The sequence below is a fragment of the Xanthobacter autotrophicus genome (assembly GCF_030015065.1).
GTDB classification, from domain to species: domain Bacteria; phylum Pseudomonadota; class Alphaproteobacteria; order Rhizobiales; family Xanthobacteraceae; genus Xanthobacter; species Xanthobacter autotrophicus_D.
Window position 1 is genome coordinate 1 of sequence record NZ_JAIVFN010000163.1, and the last position, 7295, is coordinate 7295.

Annotated in this window: 9 protein-coding genes; 2 read left to right on the forward strand and 7 right to left on the reverse strand. The window is 67.4% G+C overall.

The window, feature by feature from the left end:
- Positions 1-408, forward strand: a 408-nt coding sequence (locus tag K9U40_RS21060) for a hypothetical protein (protein WP_282892075.1), incomplete at its 5' end; no start/stop codon positions are given.
- 7 nt (positions 409-415) lie between these two features.
- Here the strand turns inward: K9U40_RS21060 and K9U40_RS21065 are convergent.
- The 6 genes from K9U40_RS21065 to K9U40_RS21090 form a co-directional block, all read right to left on the reverse strand.
- Positions 416-664, reverse strand: a complete 249-nt coding sequence (locus tag K9U40_RS21065) for a hypothetical protein (RefSeq protein WP_282892076.1) — start codon at positions 662-664, stop codon at positions 416-418.
- A gap of 198 nt (positions 665-862) precedes the next feature.
- Complete coding sequence (locus K9U40_RS21070; protein ID WP_282892077.1) at positions 863-1648, reverse strand: succinate dehydrogenase iron-sulfur subunit; 786 nt, start codon at positions 1646-1648, stop codon at positions 863-865.
- A gap of 105 nt (positions 1649-1753) precedes the next feature.
- The gene (sdhA, locus tag K9U40_RS21075) at positions 1754-3589 is read right to left on the reverse strand and encodes a succinate dehydrogenase flavoprotein subunit (RefSeq protein ID WP_282892078.1); all 1836 of its coding nucleotides are present in this window, start codon (positions 3587-3589) and stop codon (positions 1754-1756) included.
- 1 nt (position 3590) lies between these two features.
- The gene (gene sdhD / locus K9U40_RS21080; RefSeq protein ID WP_282892079.1) at positions 3591-3998 is read right to left on the reverse strand and encodes a succinate dehydrogenase, hydrophobic membrane anchor protein; all 408 of its coding nucleotides are present in this window, start codon (positions 3996-3998) and stop codon (positions 3591-3593) included.
- 10 nt (positions 3999-4008) lie between these two features.
- On the reverse strand, positions 4009-4410 hold the full coding sequence (gene sdhC, locus K9U40_RS21085) for a succinate dehydrogenase, cytochrome b556 subunit (RefSeq protein WP_282892080.1): 402 nt from the start codon (positions 4408-4410) through the stop codon (positions 4009-4011).
- Positions 4411-4665: 255 nt separating this feature from the next.
- Positions 4666-5355: an OmpW/AlkL family protein gene (locus K9U40_RS21090; RefSeq protein WP_282892081.1), complete on the reverse strand. Its 690-nt coding sequence runs from the start codon at positions 5353-5355 to the stop codon at positions 4666-4668.
- A gap of 397 nt (positions 5356-5752) precedes the next feature.
- On the opposite strand from K9U40_RS21090, the gene K9U40_RS21095 reads away from it, so the two are divergent.
- Positions 5753-6724 carry an extracellular catalytic domain type 1 short-chain-length polyhydroxyalkanoate depolymerase gene (locus tag K9U40_RS21095; RefSeq protein WP_282892082.1) on the forward strand — a complete coding sequence of 324 codons (972 nt, stop codon included), beginning with the start codon at positions 5753-5755 and terminating at the stop codon, positions 6722-6724.
- Here the strand turns inward: K9U40_RS21095 and K9U40_RS21100 are convergent.
- Positions 6700-7295, reverse strand: a 596-nt coding sequence (locus K9U40_RS21100) for a MaoC family dehydratase (RefSeq protein ID WP_282892083.1), incomplete at its 5' end; no start/stop codon positions are given. The genes K9U40_RS21095 and K9U40_RS21100 overlap by 25 nt on opposite strands.

Genomic DNA, 7295 nt, shown 5'->3' on the forward strand with positions numbered 1-7295 from the left:
GCGCTGCGGAGGGTCGCGGGGCTGGCGCTGGTGGCGCTCGTAGGCGCTGCCTTGTCCGGCGCCGCGGCCGTGGCGCAGCAGGCCCCCATGCAGAGTCTCGAAGGCCTGCCGGGGCGTCCGCCGGTGCATCCGGACGTGGATCCCTATCCCTTCGATCCGTTCCTTTCGCTGCGGAGCTATCTCAGGCAGCGCCTGCCGGCGGGCTGGTGGGCGCGCGATCCGTCCTATGAGGCCGGCGCCTTCTCGGTGGTGGTGCATATTCCCGAAAGCTGGCGGGGCAACCCAACCTCGGCCATGCTGCGCCTGTGCCCGGAGCCATCCAGCACCCTGTGGACGCGCATCACGGTGGTGGAACTGCGGCCGTTCTATCGGCAGAGCCCGTGGCCGGCGGCGACTTGCCGCCGGTGAGGCTCTCTCACACCTCGTCGCGCAGGGAGCGATGGACGTGGACGGGCGCGGCCGGTGCCAGATGGCGGCCGGAATGGCGCTCCAGCCCCACGAGGGCAGCGATCGCCACGAAGGCGAAGAAAATGATGCTGCTGGCGGTGCTCAGCGTGAGAATGGCGCTGCCGACAAGGACGAAGGCATCCGCCGGGCGCGCGATGAGGCTGCCGATGAGCAGGAGCCCGAGGAGCGCCGGCACAAGAATGCGACTGAACGACATCTCGCCTCCTCCGACAGGCTCAAGGTTGACGGAATATTTTTACACGGAAGGCGCGGTGGTGAAAAGCTCAGCACGCGTCCGCAGCCCGGTGCAGACCGCCGCCGAACCGCGCGCCTTGCCAGCGGCCGGCCAAACAAAAGGCCGCCACGCCAAAAGCGGGCGGCCTTTCGGAAGGCATGGTCCGGGCAGCGCGTGCCGTCAGATCTGGCGCTCGACCATCATCTTCTTGATCTCGGCGATGGCCTTGGCCGGGTTGAGGCTCTTCGGGCACGCCTGGGCGCAGTTCATGATGGTATGGCAGCGATACAGCCGGAAGGGGTCTTCCAGATAATCGAGCCGGGAGCCGGTGCGCTCGTCGCGGCTGTCCTTCAGCCAGCGTGTGGCCTGGAGCAGGGCCGCCGGGCCGAGATAGCGGTCGCCGTTCCACCAGTAGCTCGGGCAGGAGGTGGAGCAGCAGGCGCACAGGATGCACTCGTAGAGGCCGTCCAGCTTCTCGCGGTCGTCCTTCGACTGGCGCCACTCCTTCTCGGGGGCGGCGGTGTCGGTCTGCAGCCACGGCTCGATGGAGGCGTGCTGCGCATAGAAATTGGTGAGGTCGGGCACCAGGTCCTTCACCACCGGCATGTGCGGCAGCGGATAGACATTGACCACGCCCTTCACCAGCACCTCGTCCATGCCCTTGGTGCAGGCGAGGGTGTTGGTGCCGCCGATATTCATGGCGCACGAGCCGCACACGCCCTCGCGGCAGGAGCGGCGGAAGGTGAGGGTCGGATCAATCTTGTTCTTGATCCAGATCAGGCCGTCGAGAACCATGGGGCCGCAATCCTCGCGGTCCACGTAATAAGTGTCGATCCGCGGGTTGCGGGCGTCGTCCGGGTTCCAGCGATAGATGCGGAACTCGGTCAGCTTCTTGGCGCCCTGCGGCTTCGGCCACACCTTGCCGGGCGTGATCTGGGAGTTCTTCGGAAGGGTGAGCTCAACCATGGGACGTCCTGGAACGCTGGAGCGGTAACCGCCCGCAGGATTTCTGGCCATGGCCGCGCGCGCCGGGCATTCGGGCCCGAGCCGCGCGCGGTCGCGGTGACGCGATCAGTACACGCGCTTCTTCGGCTCGATGTACTGGATGTCGTTGGACAGCGTGTAGGTGTGCACCGGCCGGTCATCGAGCCGCACATTGCCCGATGCGGTGTCGAAGTAAGCCAGAGTGTGCTTCATCCAGTTCACGTCGTCGCGGTCGGGGAAGTCCTCTCGCGCATGGCCGCCGCGGCTTTCCTGGCGGGCGTTCGCGCCCTCCATGGTGACGATGGCCTGGGCGATGAGGTTCTCGAACTCCAGCGTCTCGACGAGATCGGAATTCCACACCAGCGAGCGGTCGGTGACGCCGATGTCGCTCGCGCCCTTGTAAACGTCGTGGATCAGCTTGCAGCCTTCCTCCAGCACCTCGCCGGTGCGGAAGACGGCGCAGTTGCTCTGCATCACCTTCTGCATGGAGAGGCGCAGCTCGGCGGTGGGGGTGCCGCCGGAAGCGTGCCGGGCCGCGTCCAGGCGGGAGAGCGCGAGGTCCGCGCTGCCGGCCGGCAGTTCGCGGTGCTTCTCGCCGGGCTTCACCAATTCTGCGGCGCGCAGGCCGGCCGCGCGGCCGAACACCACGAGGTCGATGAGCGAATTGGAGCCGAGGCGGTTGGCGCCGTGGACGGAGACGCAGGCGGCCTCGCCGATGGCCATCAGGCCGGGCACCACCGTGTCGGGATCGCCGGCGCGCTTGTCCAGCACCTCGCCGTAATAGTTCGTGGGGATGCCGCCCATATTGTAGTGCACGGTCGGGATCACCGGGATCGGCTCGCGGGTCAGGTCCACGCCGGCGAAGATCTTCGCGCTTTCCGAGATGCCGGGCAGGCGCTCGTGGAGAATGGCGGGGTCGAGATGATCGAGGTGCAGGAAGATGTGGTCCTTGTTCTTGCCGACGCCGCGGCCCTCGCGGATCTCCATGGTCATGGAGCGGGAGACCACGTCGCGCGAGGCAAGGTCCTTGGCCGAGGGGGCATAGCGCTCCATGAAGCGCTCGCCCTCGGAATTGGTGAGGTAGCCGCCCTCGCCGCGGGCGCCCTCGGTGATGAGGCAGCCCGAGCCGTAGATGCCGGTGGGGTGGAACTGCACGAATTCCATATCCTGCAGCGGCAGGCCGGCGCGCAGCACCATGCCGCCGCCGTCGCCGGTGCAGGTGTGGGCGGAGGTGGCGGAGAAGTAGGCGCGGCCGTAGCCGCCGGTGGCGAGCACGGTGAGGTGCGCACGGAAGCGGTGGAGGGTGCCGTCATCGAGCTTCAGGGCGATGACGCCACGACAGCGGCCGTCCTCGTCCATGATGAGGTCGATGGCGAAATACTCGATGAAGAACTCCGCCTGGTGCTTCAGCGCCGCGCCGTAGAGCGTGTGCAGCATGGCGTGGCCGGTGCGGTCCGCCGCGGCGCAGGTGCGCTGGGCGGTGCCCTTGCCGTAATGGGTGGTCATGCCGCCGAACGGGCGCTGGTAGATCTTGCCGTCCTCGGTGCGGGAGAAGGGCACGCCCCAGTGCTCCAGCTCGTAGACCGCGGCCGGCGCGTTGCGCACCATGTATTCGATGGCGTCCTGGTCGCCCAGCCAGTCCGACCCCTTCACGGTGTCGTACATGTGCCATTCCCACTTGTCCTCGCCCATGTTGGCGAGGGAGGCGGCGACGCCGCCCTGGGCCGCCACGGTGTGGGAGCGGGTGGGAAACACCTTGGTGATGCAGGCGGTGCGCAGGCCGGCTTCCGAGCAGCCCACCACCGCGCGCAGGCCGGCGCCGCCGGCGCCCACCACGAGCACGTCGTAGGTATGGTCCTCAATGGGGTAGGCAGCGCCGTTGATGCCGGGCGCGGCGGCCCCGTTGGTTGCGGTGTCGGCCATGTCAGCCTCCCAGGCTGATCTTGAGCACGGCGAAGGCGCCGGCGAGGGCAATGGCGATGCTGAAGAAGGTGTTGGCCACGATGAGCAGCACCTTGAGCGCCTCGCTGTGGACGTAGTCCTCGATCACCACCTGCATGCCGATGCGCATGTGCGTGGTGACCGACAGCAGCGTCAGCAGCATGATCACCGCCACGAACGGGTTGCCGAGGATGGCCCGCGTCGTCGCGTAGCTCGCGCCGGCGAGGCAGATGACGATGCCGATGAAGGCGATCATCAGGACCAGGTTGGCGAGCCCGGTGACGCGCTGCTTGAAGAAATGGTCGGTGCCCGAGCGGGCGGAGCCGAGGCCGCGCACGCGGCCGAGCGCGGTGCGCATGGGGGCGTGGCCGGAGGACGGGGTGTTGCTCATGTGCTCCTCCTCAGCCCTTAACCACGAGGCCGACGACCCAGAGAATGACGGTCAGCGCCACCGAGCCGGCGAGGGTCGCCTTGGCGAGGAGGATGCGCTCCTTCGGGCCGAAGCCGTGGATGAAGTCCCAGATAAAGTGGCGCACGCCGCCGAGGGCGTGGTGCAGCAGGGCCCAGGTGTAGCCGAACAGCACGATGAGGCCGATGGGCGAGCCCGCCACGGCGCGGAAGCTCTCGAAGGCCGAAGGGGAGGTTGCGGCGGCGAGCAGCCACCAGACCAGGATCGCGGTCCCGAAATAAAGCCCGACGCCGGTGATGCGATGCACAATGGACATCATCATCGTGAATAGCGGGCGGTAGATCTGTAGGTGGGGCGAAAGGGGGCGATCAATGCGCTGAGGGCTGTCGGCCATGGGGCCTCCTCCAAAAAATCGACCGATCAGGTATCTCAATCGTCGTCACTTCGCAACGATTCCAAAGCACCTTGGCGGGCTTTAAATCCGGATACGTTGCGCGCCGCAATTGGATGAACGTTGCATGCCGCTCCTGCTCCGTCGCGGATTGCTGCATTGCCAACGTTCCGCGTTTGCGCCCGGCGCTGTTGCACACGCAAAAAAAACAGCGCCGGAAGACCGGCGCTGTCCTTGGGTCAGGTCTGGAAGGCCCGATCAGAAGCGGTAGGTGATGCCCGTACCGAAGATCCAGGGGTTCAGGTCGGCGCCGCCGGTGAGGTACGCGCCGCTGCCCGCGAGCTGCAGGGTGAAGCTCGGCTCCAGGAAGATCTTCTTCACGTCGAAGTTGATGCCCCAGTGGCGGTCGATCATCCAGTCGAAGCCGGCCTGGAGGGCAAGGCCCCAGGCGTCGTGCACGTCCACGCTGGAGAATGCGGGATTCTTCGCGTCCTGATTGAAGAACACCGTGTAGTTCACGCCGGCGCCGATATAGGGCTTGAAGGGCCCGAAATCGGTGAAGTGATACTGCAGGGTGAGGGTGGGGGGCAGCAGCCACACCTTGCCCACCTGGCCGAGATTGGCGATGGTGCCCTCGCCGTTGATGTCATGGGGCGTGACACCGAGGATGAGTTCGGCCGCGATGTTCTTGGTGAAGTAATAGGTGATGTCCAGCTCAGGCACCACCGCGTCGGAATAGCTGAGGTCGGAGCCCCATACGCCATCCACCGAGCCGCCGTTTTCCGGCATCACGTAGAGCGCGCGCACGCGGATCTGCCAGGGGCTGAGGGGGGCTTCCACCACCGGGGCCTTGTAGGCCGGCGTCGACAGGTCAGCCGCGACCGCGCCGCCGACGGTGGAGGCGACAATGCCCGCTGCAACAATGGCACCCAGACCGAACTTCTTCATTGCCCCGCTCCCGCGAACTTGATCGTGAAAAACCATACGGCAACACTTCGCGCCGCCGATCCCCCAAAAGTTTGATTCATGTCAAGTTTGGGTCGGTCCGGGCGAAACTGTGGCGCGAGAGCCACAGGGCTGCCGCCCGCCTGCCGCAATTTCGAGGCAAGGCTGAAGGATGCGCTCCGGAGTTGCTCCGCTCTCCGATTTCTCTTTTTTGTGAATGGCTTCATCTTCCATGTCCTGTGCTGACACGGCTCCGCCGCCCCGTCCGGAGGGCGTTCGCTCGACCTCTGCCCTGCGGCAATCGCGACGGTCCGTGCGACGCCTTCCGGTTGCGGCGATCGCTCGTTTCCTTGCGCTTCTGGGTGCGATGTTCACGATTCTCCCCGCCTGGGCGGATCAGGTGCGTGACTTGAGGCTCGCCGTGAACGGTGAGGACAGGCGCTATCTCGTGGTGACCCCCGATGGCGTGACCGGCCCGGCACCGGTGGTGGTCGCCCTGCACGGGGCGGCGCAGACGCCGGAAAGCTTCCGCGCCTATTTCGGGCTCGACGCGGCGGCCGCCGCCCACGGCTTAGTCGCGGTCTACCCGGAAGGCGAGGGACGGGTGTGGAACGACGGGCGGCCGGCCGCCATGCGACTCAAGATGATGCTGCGGCCCGGCGACGACGTGGCCTTCCTGGTGGCGCTGGCCCGCCGCCTGGCGGAAGACGGCATCGCTGATCCGGCGCGCATCTATCTCACCGGCATTTCCAACGGCGGCTTCATGGTGCAGCGCATGGCCTGCGAGCATGCGGAGCTGTTCGCCGCCTATTCCTCCATCATGGCCACGGCGCCGGCCAATTACCGCGAGGAATGCAAGCCGGACCGGCCGATCCCCATCCAGTTCATCCACGGCACGGCGGATTCCGTCATCGCCTATGCCGGCTTCTGGACACCGGTGGGGGCGACCCTGTCGGCGCCCGAGAGCGCGCGTCTGTTCGCCCGCATCAACGGGTGCGGCGCTTCGACCCAGCGCGCGCTACCCGATCTCGATCAGACGGACGGAACCACCGCGGTGCAACGCCGCTGGGAGGCTTGCCGGGATGGGGCGGCGGTGGAACTCATCAGCATCGACCTCGGAGGCCACCAGCCGCCGGCGCGGGTGGACACGAAGCCGGATCTCGCCACGCCGTTCCTCGGCCTGCGCAGCCGCGACATCGATTCGGGCGAGGAGGTCTGGCGTTTCATGTCCGCCTTCGGTGGGGCGGGCTCCCCCCAGGCCGGGGCCGGAGCGGTACCGTTGCCGCCGCCGTCCCCGCTGCGAGGCAACCGCGCGGGCGCCGTGGTGCGCCCGGCGGCGGCCGTCGATCAGCGGGGAATCAGCACCCAGTAGTCGAGGTCGAGGATCACGCTCGGGTCGTAGTCCTCGCCGGTGTCGGTGGCGACCTTGGCCGGGAAATCGGCGGTGGCGCGGTCCTTGGTGGCGATGGTGCGCAGGCGCAGCGCGCCCACGTCCTCGCGGCCCGGCAGGGGCTGGGCGTCGAGCACCTCGCTCCAGGCATGGACGGTGAGGCCGGCGAACAGGGGCGCCACATGGCGCCCGCCATTGATGGCGGCCACGTGGAAGGCGTTGGCGAGGCCGTTGAAGGAGAGCGCGCGGGCGATCGAGATGACGTGGCCGCCATAGATCAGCCGGCGGCCGAACCGGCCCTGGCCCTCGGTGAACTGGTTGAAGTGCACCTTGGCGGTGTTTTGATAGAGGCGGGTGGCGATCATGTGCTCCGCCTCCTCCACCGTCATGCCGTCCACGTGGTCGATGCGCTCGCCCACCTGATAGTCGGCGAAGCGGGCGGTCGAGCCGGAGAGGTCGTCGCGCCAGCCCTCGATGTCGAGCAGCGGCACGGCATTGCCCAGGGCGTCGGGGGCGAGGGCGGCCGGCAGCTTGGGCACCACGGCTTCGGGGG